Annotated in this window: 26 protein-coding genes; 14 read left to right on the plus strand and 12 right to left on the minus strand. The window is 72.4% G+C overall.

The window, feature by feature from the left end:
• The first annotated feature begins 122 nt into the window (after positions 1-122).
• Positions 123-944 (plus strand): SCO6745 family protein, encoded by an 822-nt coding sequence (locus AL2_RS12940; protein ID WP_067633451.1) that lies wholly within the window; start codon positions 123-125, stop codon positions 942-944.
• A 51-nt stretch (positions 945-995) separates the two neighbouring features.
• Here the strand turns inward: AL2_RS12940 and AL2_RS12945 are convergent, their stop codons facing one another.
• Together AL2_RS12945 and AL2_RS12950 are read right to left on the minus strand one after the other, a co-directional pair.
• Entirely contained in the window at positions 996-1,430 is a 435-nt protein-coding gene (locus AL2_RS12945; protein WP_067633453.1) for a DoxX family protein, read from the minus strand.
• Positions 1,427-2,365, minus strand: a complete 939-nt coding sequence (locus AL2_RS12950) for a hypothetical protein (protein WP_067633455.1) — start codon at positions 2,363-2,365, stop codon at positions 1,427-1,429. Before AL2_RS12950 ends, AL2_RS12945 begins: the two co-directional genes overlap by 4 nt.
• Before the next feature lie 334 nt (positions 2,366-2,699).
• On the opposite strand from AL2_RS12950, the gene AL2_RS12955 reads away from it, so the two are divergent.
• The 3 genes from AL2_RS12955 (at position 2,700) to AL2_RS12965 (ending at position 6,123) form a co-directional block, all read left to right on the plus strand.
• Entirely contained in the window at positions 2,700-4,040 is a 1,341-nt protein-coding gene (locus tag AL2_RS12955) for an acetyl-CoA carboxylase biotin carboxylase subunit (protein ID WP_067633457.1), read from the plus strand.
• 14 nt (positions 4,041-4,054) lie between these two features.
• The gene (gene bsaP / locus AL2_RS12960) at positions 4,055-4,237 is read left to right on the plus strand and encodes a biotin synthase auxiliary protein BsaP (RefSeq protein WP_083946464.1); all 183 of its coding nucleotides are present in this window, start codon (positions 4,055-4,057) and stop codon (positions 4,235-4,237) included.
• Positions 4,238-4,458: 221 nt separating this feature from the next.
• Complete coding sequence (locus tag AL2_RS12965) at positions 4,459-6,123, plus strand: carotenoid oxygenase family protein (RefSeq protein WP_067633459.1); 1,665 nt, start codon at positions 4,459-4,461, stop codon at positions 6,121-6,123.
• Here the strand turns inward: AL2_RS12965 and AL2_RS12970 are convergent.
• Positions 6,120-6,923, minus strand: a complete 804-nt coding sequence (locus AL2_RS12970; protein ID WP_067633460.1) for a hypothetical protein — start codon at positions 6,921-6,923, stop codon at positions 6,120-6,122. The genes AL2_RS12965 and AL2_RS12970 overlap by 4 nt on opposite strands.
• A 114-nt stretch (positions 6,924-7,037) precedes the next feature.
• Here AL2_RS12970 and bioD point away from each other — a divergent pair, with 114 nt between their 5' ends.
• Entirely contained in the window at positions 7,038-7,769 is a 732-nt protein-coding gene (gene bioD, locus AL2_RS12975) for a dethiobiotin synthase (RefSeq protein WP_067633462.1), read from the plus strand.
• Entirely contained in the window at positions 7,766-8,776 is a 1,011-nt protein-coding gene (bioB, locus tag AL2_RS12980; RefSeq protein WP_067633464.1) for a biotin synthase BioB, read from the plus strand. The genes bioD and bioB overlap by 4 nt, the downstream gene beginning before the upstream one ends.
• Positions 8,777-8,780: 4 nt before the next feature.
• Here bioB and AL2_RS12985 read toward each other — a convergent pair whose 3' ends face one another.
• Together AL2_RS12985 and AL2_RS12990 are read right to left on the minus strand one after the other, a co-directional pair.
• Positions 8,781-9,509, minus strand: coding sequence for a GntR family transcriptional regulator (locus tag AL2_RS12985; RefSeq protein ID WP_067633765.1), 729 nt, complete (start codon positions 9,507-9,509; stop codon positions 8,781-8,783).
• A gap of 112 nt (positions 9,510-9,621) precedes the next feature.
• Positions 9,622-10,785 carry an 8-amino-7-oxononanoate synthase gene (locus tag AL2_RS12990; protein WP_067633466.1) on the minus strand — a complete coding sequence of 388 codons (1,164 nt, stop codon included), beginning with the start codon at positions 10,783-10,785 and terminating at the stop codon, positions 9,622-9,624.
• A gap of 76 nt (positions 10,786-10,861) precedes the next feature.
• On the opposite strand from AL2_RS12990, the gene AL2_RS12995 reads away from it, so the two are divergent.
• The gene (locus tag AL2_RS12995) at positions 10,862-12,526 is read left to right on the plus strand and encodes a GAF domain-containing sensor histidine kinase (RefSeq protein WP_067633468.1); all 1,665 of its coding nucleotides are present in this window, start codon (positions 10,862-10,864) and stop codon (positions 12,524-12,526) included.
• Positions 12,527-12,599: 73 nt separating this feature from the next.
• Here the strand turns inward: AL2_RS12995 and AL2_RS13000 are convergent, their stop codons facing one another.
• Positions 12,600-12,860, minus strand: coding sequence for a WhiB family transcriptional regulator (locus tag AL2_RS13000; RefSeq protein WP_067633470.1), 261 nt, complete (start codon positions 12,858-12,860; stop codon positions 12,600-12,602).
• A gap of 327 nt (positions 12,861-13,187) precedes the next feature.
• Positions 13,188-14,129, minus strand: a complete 942-nt coding sequence (locus tag AL2_RS13005) for a diacylglycerol/lipid kinase family protein (RefSeq protein ID WP_067633767.1) — start codon at positions 14,127-14,129, stop codon at positions 13,188-13,190.
• Between the two features lie 51 nt (positions 14,130-14,180).
• Here AL2_RS13005 and AL2_RS13010 point away from each other — a divergent pair, with 51 nt between their 5' ends.
• The gene (locus tag AL2_RS13010) at positions 14,181-14,687 is read left to right on the plus strand and encodes a hypothetical protein (protein WP_245666606.1); all 507 of its coding nucleotides are present in this window, start codon (positions 14,181-14,183) and stop codon (positions 14,685-14,687) included.
• A gap of 58 nt (positions 14,688-14,745) precedes the next feature.
• On the opposite strand, the gene AL2_RS13015 is transcribed toward AL2_RS13010, so the two are convergent.
• Positions 14,746-15,504 (minus strand): RNA polymerase sigma factor SigF, encoded by a 759-nt coding sequence (locus AL2_RS13015; RefSeq protein ID WP_026401215.1) that lies wholly within the window; start codon positions 15,502-15,504, stop codon positions 14,746-14,748.
• A gap of 89 nt (positions 15,505-15,593) precedes the next feature.
• Positions 15,594-16,022, minus strand: coding sequence for an ATP-binding protein (locus AL2_RS13020; protein ID WP_067633472.1), 429 nt, complete (start codon positions 16,020-16,022; stop codon positions 15,594-15,596).
• Between the two features lie 199 nt (positions 16,023-16,221).
• Between AL2_RS13020 and AL2_RS13025 the strand changes: the two genes are divergently transcribed.
• Positions 16,222-16,692 carry a GNAT family N-acetyltransferase gene (locus AL2_RS13025; RefSeq protein WP_067633474.1) on the plus strand — a complete coding sequence of 157 codons (471 nt, stop codon included), beginning with the start codon at positions 16,222-16,224 and terminating at the stop codon, positions 16,690-16,692.
• A gap of 78 nt (positions 16,693-16,770) precedes the next feature.
• Here the strand turns inward: AL2_RS13025 and sodN are convergent, their stop codons facing one another.
• Positions 16,771-17,175: a superoxide dismutase, Ni gene (gene sodN, locus AL2_RS13030; protein ID WP_207923816.1), complete on the minus strand. Its 405-nt coding sequence runs from the start codon at positions 17,173-17,175 to the stop codon at positions 16,771-16,773.
• Between the two features lie 185 nt (positions 17,176-17,360).
• Here sodN and sodX point away from each other — a divergent pair, with 185 nt between their 5' ends.
• Complete coding sequence (gene sodX / locus AL2_RS36255; protein ID WP_083946465.1) at positions 17,361-17,837, plus strand: nickel-type superoxide dismutase maturation protease; 477 nt, start codon at positions 17,361-17,363, stop codon at positions 17,835-17,837.
• Here the strand turns inward: sodX and AL2_RS13040 are convergent.
• Both AL2_RS13040 and AL2_RS13045 read right to left on the minus strand, forming a co-directional pair.
• Positions 17,738-18,301 (minus strand): CGNR zinc finger domain-containing protein, encoded by a 564-nt coding sequence (locus tag AL2_RS13040; RefSeq protein WP_067633478.1) that lies wholly within the window; start codon positions 18,299-18,301, stop codon positions 17,738-17,740. The genes sodX and AL2_RS13040 overlap by 100 nt on opposite strands.
• A gap of 209 nt (positions 18,302-18,510) precedes the next feature.
• Positions 18,511-19,701 carry an NAD(P)-dependent malic enzyme gene (locus tag AL2_RS13045; RefSeq protein ID WP_067633480.1) on the minus strand — a complete coding sequence of 397 codons (1,191 nt, stop codon included), beginning with the start codon at positions 19,699-19,701 and terminating at the stop codon, positions 18,511-18,513.
• A 359-nt stretch (positions 19,702-20,060) separates the two neighbouring features.
• On the opposite strand from AL2_RS13045, the gene AL2_RS13050 reads away from it, so the two are divergent.
• The 4 genes from AL2_RS13050 (at position 20,061) to AL2_RS13065 (ending at position 23,815) form a co-directional block, all read left to right on the plus strand.
• Positions 20,061-20,969 (plus strand): ABC transporter substrate-binding protein, encoded by a 909-nt coding sequence (locus AL2_RS13050; protein ID WP_067633482.1) that lies wholly within the window; start codon positions 20,061-20,063, stop codon positions 20,967-20,969.
• 4 nt (positions 20,970-20,973) lie between these two features.
• Entirely contained in the window at positions 20,974-21,888 is a 915-nt protein-coding gene (locus tag AL2_RS13055) for an amino acid ABC transporter permease (RefSeq protein ID WP_067633484.1), read from the plus strand.
• A gap of 127 nt (positions 21,889-22,015) precedes the next feature.
• On the plus strand, positions 22,016-22,768 hold the full coding sequence (locus tag AL2_RS13060; protein ID WP_067633768.1) for an amino acid ABC transporter ATP-binding protein: 753 nt from the start codon (positions 22,016-22,018) through the stop codon (positions 22,766-22,768).
• A gap of 78 nt (positions 22,769-22,846) precedes the next feature.
• Positions 22,847-23,815 (plus strand): zinc-binding dehydrogenase, encoded by a 969-nt coding sequence (locus AL2_RS13065; protein WP_067633486.1) that lies wholly within the window; start codon positions 22,847-22,849, stop codon positions 23,813-23,815.
• Positions 23,816-23,835: the final 20 nt, after the last annotated feature.

The raw sequence follows: 23,835 nt of genomic DNA on the forward strand, positions 1-23,835 counted from the left end.
GTCACTGCCACTGAGTGTTGACGGCCGGTCGCGACCAGAATTAGATTCGGATCCCGACCGGTCGGTATGTTCCCATTCCGCCCGGGCGACCACGGCACCCAGGACGACACGGAGGCGGACGGATGCGAGCGGCACGGCGGGCATGGCGGCGGCTGGAACCGGTGCACGCGATGATCTACTTCGTCCCGGAGGCGACGGAGCGGTACGCGGCACTCGGCCTGGACGCGCAGACCGCCTACTTCGCCTCCCGCGCGGCGGCCTTCGGCCGCGCCTCCGCCGAGGTCGTCATCGCGACGTTCTACAACTTCAACCCCGAGGTCGTCCGCGGCGCCATCCCGGCGGCCTGGGAGAAGACGACCCCGGAGCAGCTGCTCGCGGCCAGGCTGGACGCGGCCGGCGCCGCGCTCCGCCGCGGCGGCATCGACCGGCTCCCGGGCCTGGCGGAGACGGCCGCCCTGGCCCGCCGCGCCGCGGAGGCGGCCGGCGGCCACGCCCCGGGCAGGCCGCTCTACGCGGCGCACGCGGCCCTGCCCTGGCCGGACGAGCCGGTCCTCCAGCTCTGGTGGGCCCAGACCCTGCTCCGCGAGTTCCGGGGCGACGGGCACATCGCCGTCCTCACCGCCGAGGGCGTCACCCCGATCGAGGCCCTCGTGCTGCACGCGGCCACCGGCACCATGCCCAAGACGTTCCTCACAGCGACGCGGGCTTGGCCCGCCGAGCAGTGGGATGCCACCGCGGAGCGCCTCCGCGCCCGCGGCCTGCTGGACGGCGACTCCCTCACCGCCGAGGGCGAGGCGTTCCGGCAGAGCATCGAGGACCGCACCGACGCGCTGGCGCTGCCCGCCTACGCCGCCCTCGGGGAGGACGACTGCGAGCGCCTCGCGGAGCTCGCCCGCCCCTTCGGCAGGGCCGTCATGGACAACGGCCTCTTCGGTCTCGCCTAGCCGCATGAAGAGGGGCCCGGCGGTGGCCGGGCCCCTCCTCCATGAGCGGGATCAGGTGCGGGACGGGACGCTCACCGGCTCGCGCCGCCGGCCCGCGAGGTAGGAGTCGAGCGCCCACGCGCCCGGCCCCACCACCGCGATGAGCAGGAACGCCCAGGCGAACATCGCCGCGCTCTCCCCGCCGTTGCGCAGCGGGAGCAGCGCGTGCGGCTGGTGGACGGTGAAGTACGCGTACGCCATCGAACCGGACGCGAGCACGGCCGCCGCGCGGGTGCCGAGCCCGGCCAGGACCAGCGCGCCGCACACGAACTGGATCAGCGCGGCCCACCATCCCGGCCACGCACCGGCCTCGATCGCGTGGCCGCTGCCCCGGTTGCCGCCGAGGACACCGAACAGCGACGCCACGCCGTGGCACAGGAACAGCAGCCCGACGACCGCGCGGAACAGCGCGAGAACGGGCCCGGTCAGCCGGTCCACCGGGATCATCCCTCCGTCACCCAGCCGTGCATGATGCCCATGACGTCCGTGAGGCCCGCCTCGGACGCCTTGTACGACGCGGTGATCTTCAGGGTGTCGCCCCGCTCGATCCGGCCGATGGGGGAGCCGCTGCACGACGGCATGTTCGAGATCTCCGTCATGCCGTGGTGGTCGATGAACTCGGGCGTGCCGCCCTCCTCGGCCACGCTGCGGCAGAGCAGCTGCCCGGTGCTGGTGTTCTCGGTCTGCACCGCGATGCCGCCGTGGTGCAGGTGCCCGCGGATGTGGACGAGGTTCCCGGAGACCGTCGACCGCCACGTCCGCGACTTCTCGCTCTGCTCGGCCGGGGTGTCCCAGGTCGAGTCGGCGCAGCCGCCGACGTCCAGCCAGAGCGGGACGACCGGTGTGATGTGCGAGCCGAGCACCGGCTGGTAGGTGAACGTGAACTCCAGGTAGGCGGTCTTCTCCTCGTGCGAGTGGTTCATCAGGTCGGCGAGCAGCGTCCACCGGTCGAACGCGCCGATCCGGAACCCGTAGCCGGCCGGGAACACGCTCTCCATCCGCTCGTTCCCGGACGCGAGGACGCGCCGCGGCCCGCCGCACACGGTGTCCCAGGCCGCCGAATTGAAGATGACCGCGTGGTGCAGCATCGGCCCGGTGTTGACGTTGGCGTTGCTGCCGTCCGCGTACACGAGATTCGGTTTGAATCCCGTGACGTAGCAGTTCTCGCACGGCTTCTGGACGTTGAAGGCGAGCTGGTTCGGCAGCATGCCGTGCTCGCCGTTCGCCGCCTTCGGAATGGTGTAGGGCCCGTACCGCAGCGTCACGGTCTGCGGCGCCGCGGCCCGCGCGGGCGGTGCGGCCTGGGCTGTGGCGGGGGACATCGCGGTGCCGGCGAGCGCCGCCACCGCACCGATCAGGACGAGGAATCGTCTGAGGGACAAGGGTCTCCTCCTTGGGGGAGCCGCGCCGCGCGGGGAACCGCGGCGCACTTTTGTGCATGCGGCGGCCGACCGGCGGGAAAGGGGGTTCCGCGACGATGCGGGAATGGTCGGCCGCGACGCCCACACAGTGAACTGCGGCCGGTGCCAAGTCAATTGTGCCGGTTCACAGTGATGGCGTTGCGCCCGCCTGAGCTGCCATTCCACCGGACGCCTTCGGACACGGACCGGTGATTTCGCCGATACGCCCGCCGGGGGACACGACGCCCGCGATCCGGACTAGGCTGCGTCGGGCGCGGGGCATCCGGTCCCGGCCGGTCGTGAGGGAGGGTCCGCAGTGTTCGAGTCCGTGCTCGTGGCGAACCGCGGGGAGATCGCCGGCCGGATCCTGCACACCGCCCGCGCGATGGGCCTCAAGGCCATCGCCGTGTACTCCGCGGCCGACGCCGACCTGCCGTTCGTCGCCGAGGCGGACGAGGCCGTCCTCATCGGCCCCGCCGACCCGGCCCGCAGCTACCTCAACGTCCCCGCGATCCTGGAGGCCGCACGCCGCACGAACGCGCGGGCGATCCACCCCGGCGACGGCGTCCTCGCCGAGAACGCCGCGCTCGGCCGGCAGGTCGCCGAGCACGACATGGCCTGGGTCGGCCCGCCGCCGCTCACCATCGCGCGGATGAGCGACAAGATCAACTCCCGGAACCTGATGAAGGAGGCGGGCGTCCCCGTCGGGCCCGGCGTGTGGGAGCCGGTCCCGGACGCCGGCACGGCGGCCGAGGAGGCCGAGCGCATCGGCTACCCCGTCATGGTGAAGCCCGCCGCGGGCGACGGCGGCGTCGGGCTGGCCGTCGCGCACGACGCGACGTCCCTCCGCGCCGCCTACGAGACGGCCCGCACCGCCGCCGACCGCGTCTTCGGGCACGGCGAGGTGCTCCTGGAGCGGTACGTGCCGGGCGCCCGGCACATCGAGGTGCAGATCCTCGGCCTCGCGGACGGCACGATCGTCCCGTTCGGCGAGCGCGACTGCTCCGTCCAGCGCCGGTACCAGAAGATCGTCGAGGAGACCCCGTCGCCGGGCGTCACGCCCGCCCTCCGCGCGCGCATGCTGGCCGCCGCCGTCCGCGTGGGCGAGGCCATCGGCTACCGGGGCGCCGGCAGCATCGAGTTCCTCGTCGACCCCGCCGCGCAGGACTTCTCCTTCCTGGAGATGAGCACCCGCCTGCCGTCCGGGCACGTCGTCACCGAGGCGACCACCGGCATCGACCTCGTCGAGCAGCAGTTCCGCGTCGCCGCCGGCGAGCCCGTCTCGTTCACCGGCGCGACGCCGCACGGCCACGCGATCGCGTTCCGCGTCCACGCCGAGGACCCTCAGGAGTTCCTGCCCGGCTCCGGCGAGATCAAGGTGTGGGAGGAGCCCGTGGGCGACGGCATCCGCATCGACGCCGGCTACGCCGAGGGCAACACCGTCACCCCCACCTACCACCCGCTGCTCGCCAAGCTGTGCGTCCACGGCGACGACCGCGCCCACGCGCTCGCCCGGGCCCGCGCGGCCGTCGACGCGTTCCGCATCGAGGGCCCGCCGACGAACCTGCCCTTCCTGCGCGAGCTGCTCGCCCACCCCGAGTTCGCCGACGGCACCTACGACACCGGGGTCGTGGGCCGCATGCGGACGGCCCGCTGAATAGGCTGGGGCGCGTGTACTGCGACCGCTGCGGCGAGCCCGCCGCCGAGGGCGACCACACCGTGTGCCGCGCCGCCCGCGAGATGGAACCGCCCCGCTACTGCGCGCACTGCCGCCGCCGCATGATCGTCCAGGTGACCCCGCTCGGCTGGACGGCCCGCTGCTCCCAGCACGGCGCCCTGCAGGACGCGCCCTAGAACGCCGGCGCGTCAGGTCCAGCGGAGCGTCTCCAGCGCGTTGCCAGGCCCCACTTGTTCGGCCGTCGATCCTCACCGTCCGTAGCGGTACCGGCGGACGGACGCGCGCGCCCGGCGGGCGCGCGAGTCATCCCCGACCATGGACGGCGCGGTGCCGGGCCTTGACGGTGGTGTGCGGCGGGCTGTTGATTGGCGGGCAGTCAATAGTGTCTGGAGGGCTGATGCCGGTTCCTCGCTCCATCCTCGGCAAGCAGGACGTCAGCGACATGGATCTGGAGGTCGTCGCGGGCGCGTGGCCGGACGATGTGCGCGGCCATTACGTCGTCAGCACGTCCGACCAGCGGACACGGCCCCGGCACGCGTTCTTCGGCGACGGGATCATCGCGCGGATGCCGCTCAGGCCGGGCCCCGGCGGGCGGTTCGCCTGGCGCGCCCGCGTCATCGACACCCCGTCCGTGCGGCTGCGCGGCAGGCGGCCCGACCTGTTCACCGCCGGGCCGGTCGGCACCGACTCGCCGTGGGGGTTCGTCAACGCCGCCAACACCGCGCCGCTCCCGTGGGGCGACCGGCTCTTCACGACATGGGACGCCGGCCGCCCGGTCGAGGTCGACCCGGTCACGCTGGAGTTCGTCGCGGAGGTCGGGCACCGCGACGACTGGAAGCCCGCCATGGACCATGCGGTGCTGCCGCTGATCTCCACCACCGCCCACCCGGTGATCGATCCCGAGCGGGGCTGCCTGTGGAGCGTCAGCCGGGACGTGCTGAGCGGCGCCGTCTCCGTGATCCGCTACGACGGGTCCGGTACCCGCGTCCAGCGCTGGGACGTCGAGGGCGCGGTGCTGCCGCAGTCCACCCACACCATCACCCAGACCCGCGACTGGCTCGTCCTCGCCGACACCGCCTTCAAGATCGAGGTGGAGGAGATCTTCGGCGGGGACCGGACCGCCCCCAACAACCCCGACGGGCCCGTCCTGCTGATCCGCAAGGACGACCTGGTCCCCGGGCGCGGCGCCGTCACCTGCACGGAGTTCCGCCTCGCCCCGGAGGTCAACCACTTCTACGCCCGCTACGACGACTCCGACGGCATCCAGGTCGTCATGGAGCACGGCGAGGGCGTGGACATCGGGATGTACCTGCGTGAGGACGACGTCGACGTCCATGGCCGCCCGATCGACCCGGCCCTGCGCGGCATGTACTGCCACGGCATGGCGCCCGCGCTCACGACCGTCCTGCAGTTCGATCCGGAGACCGGCCGGATCACCGAGCGCGCCCGCGCGCGCGACCCGGAGCGGTGGTGGCAGGCGGAGCTGTCCGCGATCGACTGGAGCATCGAAGGGCAGACCGCCCCGACCCGGCACCACCTCGTCTACCTCGGCTTCCATCCGGAGGCGGTCAACCGGCGCGCCCTGCGCAACTACGAAGGCCGCGTCGACCCGTCGCTGTTCCCGGCGGAGGAGACCCCGGCGGTTCTGGTCAGCCACGACCGGGAGGACCTCAAGGCCCTGTCCGAGTGGACGTTCGCGCTGGACGACTACCCGACCTCGCCGTCGTTCGTCCCGCGCGGGCGCGGCGGCAGCCGGTACGCGGGCGCGGAGCCCGGCGGGCACGAGGGCTACCTGGTCGTGGCCGTCCACAACGACGACCGGTTCCGCGTCGAACTGTTCGACGCGGCCGATGTCGGACGGGGGCCCGTCGCCGTCCTGGCCCCGCCGAACGGCACGACGGTGCCGTTCCTGATCCACTCCGCGTGGATGCCCGAGGCGGTCCCGGCGCCGGAGGTGGAGCGGCTCCGCTTCGCCGACGATCTCGACGCGCGCCTGGACCGGCTGGACCCGGACCTGGCGGCGGCGGCCCGGGAGGTCGCCGAGGAGCTGGACGCCCGCTAACCCAGGTCCCGGCAGGATGACTCGCCGGGGAGGAGGGGGCGCAGCCGGACGGAGTAGTTCTTGCCCTCGCTCCGCCAGGCGGTGACCTGCCTCGTGTCGGGGACCTTGGCCGACGGGGCGAGGGTGCAGATGGCTCCGGCCACCCGCACCCCGTCGCCGAGCGGCTCCAGCGGCCACTTCTCGGCGGTGCCGGTCGCGGCCGACTCACCCGCCAGGACCGCCGTCTTCTCCGGTGTGTACGGCTCGGGCTTCGCGGACTGGTCGGACGCGGGCCAGCCGGCCGGGTCCAGCTTCTTCAGGAAGCGGGCCTCCCGGCCGGCCTGCGACTCGGGCTGGATGATGCGGGTCGTCGCGCCGCCCATGGTGACCACGGTGACGAGCGCGTCGGCGATCCTGTCGGAGCCGACCGTGTGCGAACGGCCGAGGCCCGCCGCGCGCGCCTCGGCCAGCAGCCGCTGCAGCGCGCCCGGTTTCAGGTGGTACTCGGTCAGCGCGCCCTGGGACGCGGACACCGCGCGTCCCGTGGAGTAGAGGGAGAAGTCGGGGACGGAGCCGGGACCGCCGATGCCGGCGATGCCTCCGGTCGTGCGCCGGCGCAGGACGAGATGCTCGCCGGCGGGGGTGTCCTTGGCGGGGGACGGCGTCGTGGACGCGGACGCGGAAGTGGACGTGGAGGGTGCGGGGAGCGTCGACGATCCGGGGCCACCGGAGCCGTCGCCGCAGGCCGTCGACGCGCAGGCGGTCAGCGCCGCGCAGGCGAGAGCCGGCACCCAGCGGGAACGTGTGTACGGACCGGCCATGGAGCTTGGACGCTCCGCCGCGCCACGGGGTTCCGGCCGTGACAAAGACGCCCGCCGAAGACTGTGGGATCCGGCGGGAGTCCGCGACGCGGGCCCGCGCTAGTCTGCCGCCTTGTGAGTGTGCTCGTGGTCACCGGGACCTGTACCGGCGTGGGCAAGACGGTCGTCACCGCGGCGCTGGCCGCGGTCGCCGCCGCCCGCGGCGCGTCGGTCGCCGTCGTCAAGCCCGGCCAGACCGGGACGGGCGGCGGGGAGCCCGGCGACCTCGACGAGGTGCGCCGGCTCGCCGGGATCGGTGACGTGCACGAGTTCGCCCGCTTCCCCGACCCGCTGTCCCCGGCCGCCGCCGCCCGCCGCGCCGGGCTGCCGCCGCTCCGGCTGCCGGAAGCGGCCGAACGCGTCCGGGCCCTGGCGGACGGCCACCGGCTCGTCCTCGTCGAGGGGGCCGGCGGACTCCTCGTCCGCTACGACGACGAGGGCACCACGATCGCCGACCTGGCGCGCTGGCTCGGCGCCGCCGCCGTCGTCGTGACGCGCCCCGGCCTCGGCACGCTCAACCACACCGCGCTCACCCTGGAGGCGATGGCGCACCGCGGCGTGCAGCTCGCCGGCGTGGTGATCGGCGCATGGCCGGACGACCCGGACCTCGCCATGCGCAGCAACATCCGCGACCTGGAGACCATCGCGGCCCGCCCGCTGTCGGGCGCGCTGCCCGCCGGGGCCGCCGCCCTGGACCCGGCGGAGTTCCTGCCGGCCGCGCACCGCGGCCTGGCCCCCTCGCTCGGCGGCGGGTTCGACGCCGCCGCCTTCCGCGACAGCTACGGCCTCGACAAGGAGAACACGTGACGGACATCCTCGACCCGGACATCCTCGGAACCGCCCGCCGGCAGGTTCTGGACGAGGGCAGGGGCCTGTCGCAAGACCAGGTCTTCCAGGTGCTGACCCTGCCCGGCGACCGGCTGGAGGACCTGCTCGCGCTGGCCCACGACGTCCGGATGCGCTGGTGCGGGCCCGAGGTCGAGGTCGAGGGGATCGTGTCGCTGAAGACCGGCGGCTGCCCCGAGGACTGCCACTTCTGCTCCCAGTCCGGCACGTTCGAGTCGCCCGTCCGGTCGGTGTGGCTGAACATCCCGGAGCTGGTCGAGGCGGCGAAGGAGACCGCGCGGACCGGCGCCACCGAGTTCTGCATCGTCGCGGCCGTCCGCGGCCCGGACGAGCGGCTGATGTCGCAGGTCCGCGACGGCGTCAAGGCCATCAACGACGCCGTCGAGATCAACATCGCGTGCTCGCTCGGCATGCTCACCCAGGAGCAGGTGGACGAGCTGGCCGCGATGGGCGTCCACCGCTACAACCACAACCTGGAGACGGCGCGCTCCCACTTCCCGAACGTGGTCACCACCCACTCGTGGGAAGAGCGCCGGGACACGCTCCGCATGGTGAAGGACGCCGGCATGGAGGTGTGCTGCGGCGGCATCGTCGGCATGGGGGAGACGATCGAGCAGCGCGCCGAGTTCGCCGCCCAGCTCGCCGAGCTGGAGCCCGACGAGGTCCCGCTGAACTTCCTCGCGCCCCGTCCCGGCACCCCGTTCGCGGACCGGCCGCTGGTCGAGGGCACCGAGGCGCTGAAGACGATCGCCGCGTTCCGCCTCGCCCTGCCCCGGACCATCCTGCGCTACGCCGGCGGACGCGAACTCACCCTCGGTGACCTCGGCACCCGCGAAGGCATGCTCGGCGGCATCAACGCCATCATCGTCGGCAACTACCTGACGACCCTGGGCCGTCCCGCCCAGAAGGACCTGGACCTGCTCACCGACCTGCAGATGCCCATCAAGGCGCTCAGCCGGACGCTGTGACGGCCTAGCGGCTCAGGCGGGTGATGAACTTGTAGCGGTCGCCCCGGTAGAGGGACTGGGCCCACTCGACCGGCTGGCCCGTGGCGTCGAAGGCGTGCCGGGAGAGGAGCAGCATCGGCAGGCCCACGTCCACGCCGAGGAGCTGGGCGTCGTGGGGGGTGGCGAGGACGGTCTCGATGGTCTCCTCCGCCTCCGTCAGGTGGACGTCGTAGGCGGTGGCGAGCGTCTCGTAGAGGGAGTGGTGGCGGGACAGCTCGCGGCGCAGGCCGGGGAAGCGGCGGGCCGGGAGGTGCGAGGTGTCGATCGACATCGGCTCGCCGTCGGCGAGGCGGAGCCGGTGGACGCGCAGGACGCGGCCGCCCGGCCGGATGCAGAGGAGCGTGGCGAGGCTCTCGTCGGCGCTGACGTAGCCGGCCTCCAGGATGCGGGTCTCCGGGCGCAGCCCGTGGTGCCGCATGTCCTCGGTGTAGCTGACGAGCTGGAGTTCCTGCGCGACCTTCGGCTTGGCGACGAAGGTCCCCTTGCCCTGGATGCGCTGGAGGCGTCCCTCGACGACGAGTTCGGCCAGCGCCTGCCGGACGGTGGTGCGGGACGTCTCGTACTTCTCGGCGAGGGACCGCTCGGGAGGCAGCGGGCTGCCGGCCGGGAGCGACTGGATCAGCTCCACCAGCAGCTCTTTGAGCTTGTAGTACTTCGGGATGCGGGGCGCCTGGTTCGGGTGGCGCTTACCGATGCCGGCGAGCGAGGCACGGTCGAACCCGTGCTCGTATCCGCCCCCGTGCCGGGGTCCGCCCCTGACCTCCGTCACGGCTACTCCTCACGTTCATCACCGGTTCTCCCCGATGTTATGCGTGCAGACTACGGGCGGTAGATATCGCGACCTCCGCCAGGGCCTCCCCGAGGCGTGTGAGGTCCGGCTCGTCCAGCGTGGCGCGGGCGGTCAGGCGCAGGCAGGCGCGGCCCTTGGGCACCGACGGCGGGCGGAAGCAGCCGGTGCGGAGCCCGTGCTCAGCGCAGATCTCGGCGGCCCGCAGCGCGGCGTGCGGCTCGCCGAGGAAGACGGGGACGACGGCGGCCGCCGGAACGGCGGTCTCCAGGCCGGAACCGGCCGCGAGGTTTGAGATCCGGACGGCGCGGTCCCGCGCGCGTGCGGGCAGGCCGGGGTCGGATTCCAGCACGTCGAGGGCGGCGAGGGCGGCGCCCGCCGCGGGCGGGTTCAGGCCGGTGTCGAAGATGAACGACCGTCCGGTGTCGATCAGCGTCTCGATCACCTCGGGGGCGCCGAGGACCGCGCCGCCCTGGGACGCGAGCGCCTTCGACAGGGTGAGGGTCAGGATCACGTCGGGTTCGCCCGCGAGCCCGGCCGCGTGCGCGGCGCCCCTGCCGTGGTCGCCGACGACGCCGAGCGCGTGCGCCTCGTCGACCACCAGCAGCGCGCCGTGCGCCCGGGCGGCCGCGTGCAGCGCGGTCAGCGGCGCGAGATCGCCGTCCACGGAGAACACCGCGTCGGTGACCACGAGGGCGTCCTCCTCGTCGCGGCCGGCGAGGGCCTGCTCGACGGCGGCGGCGTCCCGGTGCGGGACGATCACGACGCGGGACCGCGACAGCCGGCACGCGTCCACGATCGAAGCGTGGTTGACCTGGTCGGACACGACGAGCGTGCCCGGCCCGGCGAGGGCGGTGACGGCGCCGAGGTTGGCGAGGAAGCCGGAGGAGAAGACGAGACCGGCGGCGCTGCCGGTGAACGCGGCGAGCCGCCGGTCCAGCTCGGCGTGCAGCCCGGTCGTCCCGGTGACCAGGCGCGACCCGGTGGAGCCGGTGCCCCACGCGCGGGCCGCGGCGCACGCGCCCTCGACCAGCCGGGGGTCGCCGGCGAGGCCGAGGTAGTCGTTGGACGCCAGGTCGGTGAGGCCGTCCGGGCGGGGGCGGAGCGTCCGGCGCAGCCCGTCCGCGGCCCGCCGCGCGGCCGCGTCCCGGAGCCTTGCCAGCGGGTCTCTTCCTGCGGTCATGCCGGGAATCCTGCCAGGCCGCGGACGGGCCGGGGGACCCGCCCGGCCACCGGAGAGCATGGGCGATGATGGTCGCGTGCCTACCTTGACCGATCTGGTCCGTGATCACACCGATCTCACCGAGACCGACCTGGAATGGCTGCACGCGCTCGTGTCCGACTGGCAGCTCCTCGCAGACCTGTCGTTCGCGGACCTGCTGCTGTGGGTCCCGCTGCGGTCGGCGGACGCGCTGCCCGCCGAGGCGGCGTCCCGCGGTGGACGCCAGCGGGGCCTGCTGGACACCGGCGCCGCCGTCCCCGGCTGGGTGGCGATCGCGCAGATACGCCCCACGACGGGTCCCACCGCCTACTCGGAGGACCTCGTCGGCAAGGTCGTCCGGACGGGGCGGCGCAAGCTGATCGACGTGGCGTGGCGGGAGCGCCGGATCGTCCGGGAGGGCGACCCGGAGTGGGGCAGCGGCATCCCCGTCCGGGAGGAGTCCATCCCGGTGCGGCGCGGCGCCAAGATCCTCGGGGTGATCCAGCGCAGCACGAACCTCAGCTCGGCGCGCACCCCGTCCCGGCTGGAGCTGACCTACCTGCAGAGCGCCAGCGACCTCGCCACGATGATCTCCGAGGGCCGGTTCCCGGTGCCCGGCGAGGAGCCGAACATGGTGCGCTCGCCGCGCGTCGGCGACGGGCTGATGCGCCTCGACCGCGCCGGCAAGGTCACCTACGCCAGCCCCAACGCGCAGTCGGCGTACCGGCGGCTCGGCTTCCCGGCGGACCTGGTCGGCGAGGCGCTCGGCCAGATCACCGCGGACCTGTGCGACACCGGCGAGCCGCTGGAGGAGGCGCTGAGCGTCGTCCTGTCCGGCCGGGCGCCGCGCGAGGTCGAGGTCGAGTCACGCGGGTCGATCATGCAGCTGCGGACGATCCCGCTGGTGGTCGGCGGGACGCGGATCGGTGCGATCGTGCTGTGCCGGGACGTCACCGAGCTGCGCTGGCGGGACCGGGAGCTGATGACCAAGGACGCCACGATCCGGGAGATCCACCACCGGGTGAAGAACAACCTGCAGACGGTCGCGGCGCTGCTGCGGCTGCAGGCCCGCCGGCTGCGGATCCCGGAGGGACGGGCCGCGCTGGACGAGGCGGTCCGCCGCGTCGGGTCCATAGCGATCGTGCACGAGACGCTGTCGCACACCCCGGACGAGCTGATCGACTTCGACGACATCGCGGACCGCGTGATCACGATGGCGGGGGAGGTGTCGACGCCGGAGACCAAGGTCGCCCCGAAGCGGACCGGCAGCTTCGGCGTCCTGCCCGCCGAGGTCGCGACACCGCTGGCGATGGCGCTCACCGAGCTGCTGCAGAACGCGCTGGAGCACGGCCTCGCCAACCGGTTCGGGACGCTGGAGGTCGCCGCGCGGCGCTACGGCGAGGGGGAGGAGCGCCGCGAGCCGGGCGGCGTGGCGGTCTGGGGTGAATGGTCGGCGCCGGGGGCCGACGAGCCGCGCGCCCCGCAGGCGGCGGAGACGGGGGAGCAGCCGTCCGGGCGCCGGCTGGTGACGACCGTCGCGGACGACGGCGTGGGCCTGCCCGCGGACTTCGACGTGGAGAGCAGCAACAGCCTCGGCCTGCAGATCGTCCGCACGCTGATCGTGGGCGAGCTGGGCGGCCGGCTGGACTTCCGCCCCCGTCCGGGCGGGGGCACCGAGGTGGTGGTGGACGTCCCGCTGGACCACCACCACCGGAGGTTCTGACCGCGGCGGCGCCACATGCTCTCCCGCCGGGGCTGGGAGGCGGTGGCGCCGCGAGGCGGCGAACCGGGAAGGGTCAGAGGGCGGCGTTCGCGCGGGCCCGGGCGCGGGAGGCGCGGCGCTTGAGGGCGCGGCGCTCGTCCTCGCCCATCCCGCCCCAGACGCCCGACTCCTGGCCGGACTCCAGCGCCCAGCGCAGGCACGCGTCGGTCACGTCGCAGCGTCGGCACACCTGCTTGGCCTCTTCGATCTGCAGGATCGCGGGCCCGGTGTTGCCGATCGGGAAGAACAGCTCGGGGTCCACGTCACGGCAGGCTGCGCGGTGGCGCCAGTCCATGCGGTCCACTCCTTCGTCAGGTGGTGGAGAAACTCCACTTTTGTGAACGGTTTCACATGTCGCGAACGCCCGGGAGGCCGGTGGGTCAGGTCCAGGGGTGAATGTTCGGCGGCGGCCGTGAGCAGGGGACCGGCGGCGTCGGGGTCCCCGTCCAGCGGGCGCACTTTGAGCGTGTCAGGGCGGCGCGGGGCGACGCAAGACCTTTGAGAAAGGATTCTCAAAGTATGGGTGTCGCATGTGTCACACCCGCGGGTCGGGCGTGTTACTTGGCTCTCACCTGGCCGCCCGTGCGCCGCGAATGACCCCGCTCCGCGAACGGCCGCGCACTCAAATGACGATGCGTATGGCCTTCGGAACCGACCGGAAGGTCACGCTCCGCTGTTCACCGAGGTAGTCGCCGTCCAGCTGAAAGGCCACCGGGCGCGCCGCGCTCAAGGTGATCTCCGCCGCATCGTGGACGTTCACCACGTGGCGTCCCTGCAGCGGACGCGTGCGCGTGGTCAGCATCTGGACAAGCGCCCCCACTGTTGCGCCGACCTCCAGCGAACGCATCCCGAACACGTCCAGGCCCCGGCCGAAGTTCGCCTTCGGACTCGGATTCACCGGCATGCGGCCCATGAAAGTCCACGGCGACGTATTGGAGATGAACGCGAGGAACAGCCCCGATATCGGCGGGCGTCCGGGCCGTTCCAAAGTGAGCGCGGGACGCCGCCGATCCGTGCCGGAGAAGAAATGCCGGACGGCGGTCCGCACATACAGCGACGGGTCCGCGCGGACCCCCGCGTCACGCCGCCGCTCCACCTCCCGGACGACCTCGGCGTCCAGCCCGACGCCCGCGCAGAACGTGAAGTACCGCTCCCCGCCGTCCGGCAGGGAGGCGGTGCCGAGGCCGACCGTCCGGTGCCGGCCCGCCCGCAGCGCCTCCAGCACCGCCGTCGTCGCGCCGATCGGGTCGTCCGGCAGGCCGAGCGCGCGGGCGAACACGTTCGCGCTCCCGCACGGCAGCACCGCCAGCGCCGGGAGATCGGGGGACGGGCCCTCGGCGAGCAGGCCGTTGACCGCCTCGTTCACCGTCCCGTCGCCGCCGAGCGCGATCACGACGTCGTAGCCGTCCACCGCGGCCTGCCGGGCCAGTTCGGTCGCGTGGCCGCGATGGCCGGTCTCGGCGAGCACGAGGTCGAGGTCGCCGGTGAAGGCCCGCACGAGGATGTCGCGGGCCCGCCGGGAGGTGGAGGTCGCCTTGGGATTGGCGATGAGCATGGCGCGCACGTGCGCCAGGGTATGGGACGCGTACGTCAACGCGACCAGTAGGGTTCAGGTGTGAGCAAGCGCCCCATCACCGTCCAGGCCGCCGCCGCCCTGGAGGCCGCGGAGGGTCTCGCCGCCGTCGGGTTCGGCGTCTACACCGGCGTGGAGACGGCCGTCGGCGCCGCCGTCGACCCGGTCAGCGCGATCGGGGTCACCGTCCTCGCCCTCGCCGGCGGGCTCGGCATGCTCGGCTGCGCCCGGGGGCTGCTGCGCGCCGACCAGTGGAGCCGCGCACCCACGGTGCTCACCCAGCTGTTCGCGCTGCCCATCGCGTGGTCGCTGTGGCAGAGCGACCGGCCCGGCATCGCGATCCCGATGGGCGCCGTCGCCGTCCTCGCGCTGATCACCGTGCTCAGCCCGCCGAGCACCGCCTGGCTGATCGACGACCACGACGACGACGCCGCGGAACCGCGCGAGGACGCCGAGCCCGCCCAGGCGGAGCCTGCGGAGCCGGCGGAGCCGCGCTCCCTGGGGCGGCGGCTCATGGACCGCCTCAAGGAACAGCCCACCAAGAACTGACCGAGATGCCGAGGGGCCCCGGGAACGAACCCGGGGCCCCTCGGCATCCGCACGATCGCTATTCGTCGGCGGTCAGGCCCTCGCGCAGCTGCGCCAGCGTCCGGGCGAGCAGGCGGGACACGTGCATCTGGGAGATGCCGAGCTCGGCGGCGATCTGCGACTGCGTCATGTTGCCGAAGAACCGCAGCAGCAGGATCTTCTTCTCGCGCGCGGGCAGCTTCTCCAGCAGCGGCTTGAGGGACTCGCGGTACTCCACGCCCTCCAGCGACTCGTCCACCATGCCGAGCGAGTCGGCCACCGCGGGCGCGTCCTCGTCGCCGGAGTCGGGGGCGTCCAGGGACACGGTGGAGTAGGCGTTCGCCGACTCCAGGCCCTCCAGCACCTCCTCCTCGCTCATCTGCAGGTGCGCGGCCAGTTCGCTCACCGTCGGCGCGCGGCCCTCGCGCTGCGCGAGGTCGCTGATCGCCTTGGTCAGCGACAGCTTCAGCTCCTGCAGCCGGCGCGGGACGCGGACGGCCCAGCCCTTGTCGCGGAAGTGCCGCTTGATCTCGCCGACGATCGTGGGCGTCGCGTAGGTGGAGAACTCCACGCCGCGCTCCAGGTCGAACCGGTCGATCGACTTGATCAGGCCGATGGTGGCGACCTGGATCAGGTCGTCCAGCCACTCGCCGCGGTTGCGGAAGCGGCGGGCGAGATACTCCACCAGCGGCAGGTGCAGCTCCACGAGCTGGTCGCGGATGCGCTGGCGCTCCGGATCGCCCTCCGGGAGCTCGGCGAGCCGCTCGAACAGCGCGCGCGCCCGGGCCCGGTCGGGCACCCCGGACTCCGACCGCTCGCTCCGCTCGCTGCTCGGCGCGGGGACCGGCGTCGTCTCCGGCGTCGTCTCCTCCGTCGTCGTCTTCTCCGTCACGGGGCCCCCGCCGCACCGCGCCGCTTCTGCAGCGTCACGGTGACCCGGTCGTCGGAGCCCACCTCGGCGTCCACCTCGCCCGCCAGGGACGACAGCACCGTCCAGGCGAAGGTGTCGCGGCTGGGCACCTCGCCGTCGACGGTCAGCACCGACACGGAGATGCGCATCGCGTCCCCGGTCAGCTCGAACTCGCACGTCAGGTCGGTCCCGGGCACGGCCTGGGCGAGCAGCATCGCGCACGCCTCGTCCACGGCGATGCGCAGGTCCTCTATTTCGTCCAGGGTGAAGTCGAGCCTGGCCGCGAGTCCCGCGGTCGCCGTCCGCAGCACGGACAGGTAGGCGCTCGCGGCCGGCAGCCTCACCGTCACCACGTCGCGGACGGACAACTTCGTACTGGCCGGCATTGCAGCGGTTTCCTCGGTCACGTCACTCCCTCGCAGGATGGTCCCGCTGCTTCGAAACTACCGCCTGCGGGGCGTGCTCGGAGACTTCGGCGCGCGTGGCTTTCCTACGAACGCCGCGCCGACCTGACCGGACGCGTCCCAAACTTCCGGCGGGCGAGGGGTGAGTCACGCCCCCGCGCGCCCGCACGCCCCATACGTCCCGTTCGAATACCCTGCCGGGGTGATTCGCTACGCGACCCCAGACGACGTCCCGGAGATCCTGCGGCTGATCCGCGAGCTCGCGGACTACGAGCGCGCCCTCCACGAGGTGAAGGCCACCGAGGAGCAGCTGCACGCGCGCCTCTTCGGCGAGGACCCGCAGGTGTTCGCCCACGTCGCCGAGCACGAGGGCCGCGTGGTCGGGATGTCGTTGTGGTTCCTCACGTTCTCCACATGGAACGGCACTCACGGCATCTACCTGGAGGACCTGTTCGTCGAGCCGGACATCCGCGGCCACGGCTACGGCAAGGCCCTCCTCACCGAACTGACCCGCATCGCCGACGCCCGGGGCTACGGCCGCGTCGAGTGGTCGGTGCTGAACTGGAACGAGCCGGCGATCGGCTTCTACAAGGCCATGGGCGCCCGTCCCCAGGACGAGTGGACGGTCTACCGCCTGACCGGCGACGCCCTCGCCGAAGCCGCCCGCTCGTAGCAGCGGACACCGGCGGGGCTGGCCCGGACATGGGCGAGGCCCAGCCCGTCGCGGGCTGGGCCTCGATGTTCGCGCAGGTCAGGACTGCTTGGTCTCCCAGAAGATCTTGTCGATCTCCGCGATCTTGCCCAGCAGGTCCTCGGCGACCTTGACGTCCATGGTGGCCTTGGTGCCGCCGCCACCGCCGGCGAGCTTGGTGGCCTCGTTGAACAGCTGGTGCAGCTGCGGGTACTTCTCGAAGTGCGGCGGCTTGAAGTAGTCGGTCCAGAGCACCCAGAGGTGCTCCTTGACCAGCTGGCTGCGCTGCTCCTTGATCAGGATCGCCCGGGCGCGGAACTCCGGGTCCTCGTTGGCGGCGTACTTCTCGCAGATCGCCTTGACCGACTCGGCTTCGATCCGGGCCTGCGCCGGGTCGTAAACGCCGCACGGCAGGTCGCAGTGCGCGGACACCGTGGTCTTCGGGCGCAGAAGCTTGAGCAACACCTGCTCATCCCTTCCCTCGTTGCGGATCATGCTCAGGTCACCGACATTACCCTTGTGCCCCTGGGCGCGTCCGGCCAGGGCGCTCGGTATTTCGGCCTAAGACCCGGGCCGCGCGCGGCCCGGAGCCCTTCCTGGCAGAGTTGTCACCACGGTCCGCCGATGTATGCGGGCGAGCGAGGAGGAGCATGCGAATCCGGGGGCCGCGCCGTCCGGTGCTCTGGGCACTCGCCGGCGCGGCGGCGCTCGCGGCGGCGCTCGCGGCGGCGCTCGCGGCGGGGGCCCGGCGGTTCCGGGTGGTGGAGGTCGCCGGCGACTCGATGCTGCCCGCGCTGCGGCCGGGGGACCGGCTGGTCGTGCGGCGCGGCGCGCGGCTCCGGCCCGGCGCGGTCGTCGTCGCGGAGCATCCGGAGCGGCCGGGGCTCCTCATCGTCAAGCGCGCCGGCCACCGCGCGGCGGACGGGTGGTGGCTGGAGAGCGACAACCAGCGCGCCCCGGGCCGCCGCGACAGCTGGGACTTCGGCTCCGTCCCGGACGCGCTCGTCGCCGGCCGGGTCGTCGCCCGCTACTGGCCGCTCTCGCGGGCGGGGACGGTCACGCGGGCGCCGTCCGGACGGCAGGCGGCGGTCACGCTGGGACGTCCCGCGCAGCGGTCGGAGCAGTAGCGCCGGGAGCGGTTCGCGGTCGTGTCGAAGAACACGCGTTCGCAGCCGTCCGCCCGGCAGGTGCCGAGCCGCGCCAGGCCCTGGGCGGCGATCTTCGCGGCGAGGCCCATCGCGGCGCGGGCCGCGTAGCGGTCGGTGACGGAGCCGGCCTCGTTGAAGTGCAGATGCCAGTCCTTGCCGTCGTGCCGGGAGACCTTCGGATGGACGGGATGGTGGATGAGCATCGTGTTGAGGCGGTCCACGGCGCCGTCCTCGTCCCCGTGCGCGACGGCGGTGAAGATCGCGCGGAGCTGCGCGCGCAGCTCCCGCATGGCGTCGAGATCGCGGTGCGCGATCCGGCCCCCGAGATGCGGCCGGTGCGCGAGCAGCGCCCGCAGCCCTTCGAGATCGCACAGGTCGTCCCCGTCGGGACGGTGCGTGTTCACGAGATCGATCGCCAGGTCTGCGTATGAGGCCAGATTCACTGTCGCTCCCGACGGACTCCACCTGTTCGGACGAAGTGCCAGGATCTATTCCCCGTTGACGCGGATTACACCTGTTTCGGGGGAAAATATGCGGTCGCTGTAGAGACCGCGGCGCGAAATTACTCCAATTCGGCCCGGCGATGGCCGAGTTTATGGACCAATCGAACGGCCCGCGCCCCGGTGGGGGCACAGGCCGTCCGGGACGGGGGTCAGATGCGGTTGACGCCCTCGCGGCGGGCCTGCTCGGCCACCGCGGCGGTGACGGCCGGGGCGACCCGGTCGTCGAACGGGTTCGGGATGATGTAGTCGGCGGTCAGGTCGCCGCCGACGATGTCGGCGAGCGCGTTCGCCGCCGCCAGCTTCATGCCCTCGGTGATCGTGTGCGCCCGGACGTCCAGCGCGCCGCGGAAGATGCCCGGGAACGCCAGCACGTTGTTGATCTGGTTCGGGTAGTCGCTGCGGCCGGTCGCGACGACCTTGGCGTGCCGCCGCGCGACCTCGGGGTGGACCTCGGGGGTGGGGTTGGACAGCGCGAACACGATCGCGTTCTCCGACATCGTGGCGACGCACGACTCGTGCACGGTGCTGCCGGACAGGCCGATGAACACGTCGGCGCCGCGCAGCGCCTCCTCGGTGGAGCCCTTCAGGTGCGACCGGTTGGTGATCGCGGCGATGCGCTCCTTGACCGGGTTCAGGCCGTCCCGGCCCTCGTGGATGAGGCCCTTGCTGTCGGACAGCGCGATGTCGCCGATGCCGCCCTCGATCAGCATCTTGGAGACCGCGATGCCGGACGCGCCCGCGCCGGCGACGACCGCGCGCAGCTCCGACAGCGGCTTGCCGACGAAGCGGGCCGCGTTCGTCAGCGCGGCGAGCGCGACGATCGCGGTGCCGTGCTGGTCGTCGTGGAAGACGGGGATGTTGAGCGCGGCGCGCAGCCGGTCCTCGATCTCGAAGCAGCGGGGGGCGCTGATGTCCTCCAGGTTGATGCCGCCGAAGCTCGGCGCCATCCGGATCACCGTGTCGACGATCTCGTCCACGCCCGTGCAGCTCAGCGCGATCGGCACGGAGTCGACGTCGGCGAACTCCTTGAACAGCAGGGACTTGCCCTCCATGACCGGCATGGACGCGGCGGCGCCGATGTCGCCGAGGCCGAGCACGGCGGTGCCGTCGGTGACGACCGCGACGACCCTGGACGTCCAGGTGTACTCGTGGGCCAGCTCGGGGTTGTCGGCGATGGCGGTGCACACGCGGGCGACGCCCGGCGTGTAGGCCAGCGAGAGATCGTCCTTGTTGCGGACCGGGATGGTCGACCGCATCTCCAGCTTCCCGCCGCGGTGCAGCGCGAAGGCCGGATCGTCGTCCAGCGAGAGCGGTTCGGTGGTAATGGGCTCAGCAGCCACAGCGACCCCTGTCAGTGAAAGTTGGCTTTCTTGCGATGCCGCCGCGGTGGTGGTGGCGTGGTGGCCTGTCACCTGGTGGTCATCTCGCGACGTACGGGGGTCACCCGTTGTCCGATTGTGCCACACGGGCCTGCGCGCCCCTCGGGCCCGGGGTGGGTGTCGGCCGTCACGTGACGGTCGCCACATGTAGCGATCCGGTAGCACACGGTGGGTAAGGGAGGTGTCGGCGCGCCGTTCCGGAGCTACCTCGTTGCGTGATTGTTTCGGACCCTTTATCCAGATCAGGGAGGTTGTGCGCCAAACTGTGCACCTGACCTTCGGATCTACGCAGATCCGACGTAACCACCTGGAGGGGGACCATGACCACCGGTTCTCTGCGCCGCCGCCTTGCCGCGGCGAGCGCTCTCGTGCTGACCGGCGCTCTCGCCCTGTCCGCATGTGGCGACAGCGACGATTCTGGCGACTCGGGCGCAGCCGCCCCGAACACGAGCGTTGACAGCAAGCTCGCGGCCATGGTCCCGGACGCCATCAAGAGCGACGGCAAGATCTCGATCGGCACCGACGCGTCCTACCCGCCCAACGAATCCGTCGACCCCGCGTCGCAGAAGATCGTCGGCTGGGACGTCGACCTGTTCAACGCCGTCGCGGCCAAGCTCGGGCTGAAGACCGAGTACCACAACGCGGGCTTCGACACGATCATCCCGGGAGTCCAGTCCGGCAAGTACGAGGCCGGTGTCTCCTCCTTCACCGACACCAAGGAGCGCGAGCAGGCCGTCGACTTCGTCACCTACTACTCGGCGGGGACGGCCTGGGCGGCGCTCAAGGGCAATCCCAAGGGCGTCAACCCCGACGACGCCTGCGGCAAGAGCATCGGCGTCCAGCAGGGCACCGTGCAGGTCGACGACCTGACGGCGCGCAGCAAGAAGTGCACCGACGCGGGCAAGCCGGCCATCAAGCAGGTCGTCCGCAAGCAGCAGACCGAGGTCAACAACGACCTGGTCGCGGGCAAGGTCGACGCCATGGCGGCCGACTCGCCGATCGTCGGCGGCGCGGTCAAGAAGACCGGCAAGCTGGAGATCATCGGCCAGGTCTACGACACCGCCCCCTACGGCTACACGTTCGGCAAGAACTCCGGCCAGTTCAAGGAGGCCGTGCAGGGCGCGCTGAAGGCGCTCATCGCCGACGGCAGCTACAAGAAGATCCTCACCGAGAACGGCGTGGAGAGCGGCGCGATCTCCGACCCGGCGATCAACGCGGCGCAGAGCTGATCGCATGACCGTCGACACCGACGTCGAGGGGGGACGGCCCGAAACGATCAAGGCCGTCCCCGTCCGGCACCCGGGCCGCTGGGTGGCGGCGGCGGTCGTCCTGGTGCTGGTCGCGATGTTCGTCCACTTCCTGCTCACCAGCGACGCGCTGGACTGGGCGGAGCAGCGGAAGTACATCCTGTCCGTCGCCGTGCTCAAGGGCGTCCGCAACACGATCCTGCTGACCATCGCCGCGATGATCGGCGGTGTGCTGCTCGGCACGGTCCTCGCGCTGATGCGGCTGTCGCCCAATCCGCTGCTGCGCGGCTCGTCCTGGTTCTACCTGTGGTTCTTCCGCGGCACGCCGCTCTACACCCAGCTGCTCATCTGGGGCGCGATCGGCTCGCTGTTCCCGACCGTCGGGATCGGCATCCCGTTCGGGCCGGAGTTCCACACCTGGCAGACGCAGTCGCTCGTCACCGCCATGATCGCGGCGGGACTCGGGCTGATCCTCAACGAGGCCGCCTACATGGCGGAGATCATCCGGGCCGGGATCCTGTCGGTGGACGAGGGGCAGCAGGAGGCGGCGAGCGCGCTCGGCATGTCCCGGCTGCAGACCATGGGCCGGATCGTGCTGCCGCAGGCGATGCGGGTCATCATCCCGCCGACCGGCAACGAGGCGCTCTCGATGATGAAGAACACCTCGCTCGTCGCGGCCATCCCGTTCTCCGAGCTGACGTTCACCGCGCAGACCATCTACGCGAGCACCTACAAGATCATCCCGATGCTGGTGATGGCGTGCCTGTGGTACCTGCTGCTCTCCTCCCTGATGATGGTGGGCCAGCACTACCTCGAGCGGCACTTCAGCCGGGGCATCGGCCGGGGCAGGGAACCGCGCGCGCAGCGGGTCCGCTTCCGCGGCGGGGGCGGTGGCCAGTGAGCGGAGGAACGGCATGGTGAGACGCCGGAAGCAAGCGCAGAGCGAGCCCTCCGCGAACCTCGAGAAGTTCGCCGCCGAGGTGTCCGCGGGCAAGTGGAGCGGCGGCGGCCCCGCGAACGGCGGCCCGATGGTCAAGGCCGAGAAGGTGCACAAGTCGTTCGGCCGGCTGGAGGTGCTGAAGGGCATCGACCTGGAGGTGAAGCCCGGCGAGGTCATGTGCGTCGTCGGGCCGTCCGGGTCCGGCAAGTCGACGTTCCTTCGCTGCATCAACCACCTGGAGAAGATCAACGCCGGGCGGCTGTGGGTGAACGGCCACCTGGTCGGCTACAGGCAGTCGGGCGGCAAGCTCTACGAGCTGCGCGACCGCGAGGTGGCCGCCCAGCGCCGCGAGATCGGCATGGTGTTCCAGCGGTTCAACCTCTTCCCCCACAAGACGGCGCTGGAGAACATCATGGGGGCGCCGGTGTGGGTCAAGGGCATCCCGAGGGAGCAGGCCAGGCAGCGTGCCTTCGCACTGCTGGAGCGCGTCGGGCTCGCGGAGAAGGCGCAGAGCTACCCGGGCCAGCTGTCCGGCGGGCAGCAGCAGCGGGTGGCGATCGCGCGGGCGCTCGCCATGGAGCCGGCGCTCATGCTGTTCGACGAGCCCACGTCCGCGCTCGACCCCGAACTCGTCGGCGAGGTGCTCGAGGTCATGAAGCAGCTCGCCCTCGACGGCATGACCATGGTCGTGGTCACCCACGAGATGGGCTTCGCCCGCGAGGTCGGCGACTCGCTGGTCTTCATGGACGACGGCGTCGTCGTCGAGGAGGGCACCCCGCGCGACGTCCTGGCGAACCCCCGGCACCGCCGCACCCAGGACTTCCTCTCCAAGGTGCTGTGACCCGACCTGGGCCCACGGCCCGTCCCCACGCCGGGGGCGGGCCGCCGGCCGTCCCGGCCGGACGGTTAGTGTCGGTTCATGTTCGCTGTCACGGCCACGCAGATCGACGCAGACAATCCGCTGAACGGGCTGACGCTGGGGGAGCGGCCCGATCCCGAGGTACCGGACGGCTGGACGACCGTCACGGTGAAGGCCGCCGCGCTCAACCACCACGACCTGTGGTCGCTGAAGGGCGTCGGCCTGCCCGCCGACAGGCTCCCGATGATCCTCGGCTGCGACGCCGCCGGGGTCGACGAGGACGGCAACGAGGTCATCGTGCACTCGGTGATCGGCGACCCGGACCGGGGCGGCGGCGACGAGACGCTCGACCCGAAGCGGTCGCTGCTGTCGGAGGTCCACCAGGGGGCGCTCGCGGAGAAGGTCGCGGTGCCGCGCCGCAACCTCGTGCCGAAGCCCGCCGAGCTGTCGTTCGAGGAGGCGGCCTGCCTGCCGACGGCGTGGCTCACCGCCTACCGGATGCTGTTCGACAAGGCCGGGCTGCAGCCCGGGTCGTCCGTGCTGGTGCAGGGCGCCGGCGGCGGCGTGGCGACGGCCGCGATCGCGCTGGCGTCGGCCGCCGGGTTCCGGGTCTACGCGACGAGCCGCAGCGAGGGCAAGCGCAAGCGGGCGCAGGAGCTCGGGGCGGACGCCGTGTTCGAGACGGGCGCGCGGCTGCCCGAGCGGGTCGACGCCGTCATCGAGACCGTCGGGCAGGCGACCTGGTCGCACTCGCTGAAGTCGCTGCGGCCCGGCGGGCGGATCGTGGTGTCCGGCGCCACCAGCGGCCAGGTGCCGCCGGCGGAGCTGAACCGGGTGTTCTTCCTGCAGCTGTCGGTGGTCGGCTCCACCATGGGGACGCGGGCGCAGCTGGAGCGGCTCGCGCGGTTCCTCGTCAAGACGGGCACCAAGCCGCTGATCGACCGGACGCTGCCGCTGAGCCGGGCGCCCGAGGGGTTCGCCGCGATGGCGGAGGGCGACCTCTTCGGGAAGATCGTCTTCACGCCGTGAGCCGGGGAGCCGTGGCCGGG

The sequence above is a fragment of the Actinomadura latina NBRC 106108 genome (assembly GCF_001552195.1).
GTDB classification, from domain to species: domain Bacteria; phylum Actinomycetota; class Actinomycetes; order Streptosporangiales; family Streptosporangiaceae; genus Spirillospora; species Spirillospora latina.